The sequence below is a fragment of the Pseudomonas sp. HMSC076A11 genome (assembly GCF_001810205.1).
In the GTDB taxonomy this organism is placed as follows: Bacteria; Pseudomonadota; Gammaproteobacteria; order Pseudomonadales; family Pseudomonadaceae; genus Pseudomonas; species Pseudomonas aeruginosa.
The window spans coordinates 1-1,876 of record NZ_KV800253.1 but is presented as its reverse complement, the minus strand read 5'-3'; the positions used below and the strand labels follow the sequence as shown (position 1 = coordinate 1,876).

The window sequence follows — 1,876 nt, the reverse complement described above, 5'->3', positions numbered from 1 at the left end:
CTGACCAGGGGTTTTGGGATAGGAGCTTGACGATGACCTACTCTCACATGGGGAGACCCCACACTACCATCGGCGATGCGTCGTTTCACTTCTGAGTTCGGGAAGGGATCAGGTGGTTCCAACGCTCTATGATCGTCAAGCAATTCGGTTGGATATCCGTTCGCTTGGGCTTACGTCTATCCGGATTCAGGTATGTGATTTCAAGGTGTTTTGCGGTTCATGCGAACTTTCGGTTCGTCGACTTCACCTTACAACACACAATCATCAGATTGTTTGGGTGTTATATGGTCAAGCCTCACGGGCAATTAGTACTGGTTAGCTCAACGCCTCACAACGCTTACACACCCAGCCTATCAACGTCGTAGTCTTCGACGGCCCTTCAGGGGAATCAAGTTCCCAGTGAGATCTCATCTTGAGGCAAGTTTCCCGCTTAGATGCTTTCAGCGGTTATCTTTTCCGAACATAGCTACCCGGCAATGCCACTGGCGTGACAACCGGAACACCAGAGGTTCGTCCACTCCGGTCCTCTCGTACTAGGAGCAGCCCCTCTCAAATCTCAAACGTCCACGGCAGATAGAGACCGAACTGTCTCACGACGTTCTAAACCCAGCTCGCGTACCACTTTAAATGGCGAACAGCCATACCCTTGGGACCGGCTTCAGCCCCAGGATGTGATGAGCCGACATCGAGGTGCCAAACACCGCCGTCGATATGAACTCTTGGGCGGTATCAGCCTGTTATCCCCGGAGTACCTTTTATCCGTTGAGCGATGGCCCTTCCATACAGAACCACCGGATCACTAAGACCTACTTTCGTACCTGCTCGACGTGTCTGTCTCGCAGTCAAGCGCGCTTTTGCCTTTATACTCTGCGACCGATTTCCGACCGGTCTGAGCGCGCCTTCGTACTCCTCCGTTACTCTTTAGGAGGAGACCGCCCCAGTCAAACTGCCCACCATACACTGTCCTCGATCCGGATTACGGACCAGAGTTAGAACCTCAAGCATGCCAGGGTGGTATTTCAAGGATGGCTCCACGCGAACTGGCGTCCACGCTTCAAAGCCTCCCACCTATCCTACACAAGCAGGCTCAAAGTCCAGTGCAAAGCTACAGTAAAGGTTCACGGGGTCTTTCCGTCTAGCCGCGGATACACTGCATCTTCACAGCGATTTCAATTTCACTGAGTCTCGGGTGGAGACAGCGCCGCCATCGTTACGCCATTCGTGCAGGTCGGAACTTACCCGACAAGGAATTTCGCTACCTTAGGACCGTTATAGTTACGGCCGCCGTTTACCGGGGCTTCGATCAAGAGCTTCGCTTGCGCTAACCCCATCAATTAACCTTCCGGCACCGGGCAGGCGTCACACCCTATACGTCCACTTTCGTGTTTGCAGAGTGCTGTGTTTTTAATAAACAGTCGCAGCGGCCTGGTATCTTCGACCAGCCAGAGCTTACGGAGTAAATCCTTCACCCTAGCCGGCGCACCTTCTCCCGAAGTTACGGTGCCATTTTGCCTAGTTCCTTCACCCGAGTTCTCTCAAGCGCCTTGGTATTCTCTACCCGACCACCTGTGTCGGTTTGGGGTACGGTTCCTGGTTACCTGAAGCTTAGAAGCTTTTCTTGGAAGCATGGCATCAACCACTTCGTCATCTAAAAGACGACTCGTCATCAGCTCTCGGCCTTGAAACCCCGGATTTACCTAAGATTTCAGCCTACCACCTTAAACTTGGACAACCAACGCCAAGCTGGCCTAGCCTTCTCCGTCCCTCCATCGCAGTAACCAGAAGTACAGGAATATTAACCTGTTTCCCATCGACTACGCTTTTCAGCCTCGCCTTAGGAACCGACTAACCCTGCGTCGATTAACGTTGCGCAGGA

2 rRNA genes are annotated in these 1,876 nt (G+C 52.8%); both read right to left on the bottom strand.

Annotation, left to right across the window (positions count from 1 at the left end):
• Window positions 1-24: 24 nt before the first annotated feature.
• Window positions 25-140: ribosomal RNA gene (gene rrf, locus HMPREF2716_RS00490) — 5S ribosomal RNA — on the bottom strand.
• Window positions 141-284: 144 nt separating this feature from the next.
• Window positions 285-1,876, bottom strand: a 23S ribosomal RNA gene (locus HMPREF2716_RS00485); the annotation flags it as partial.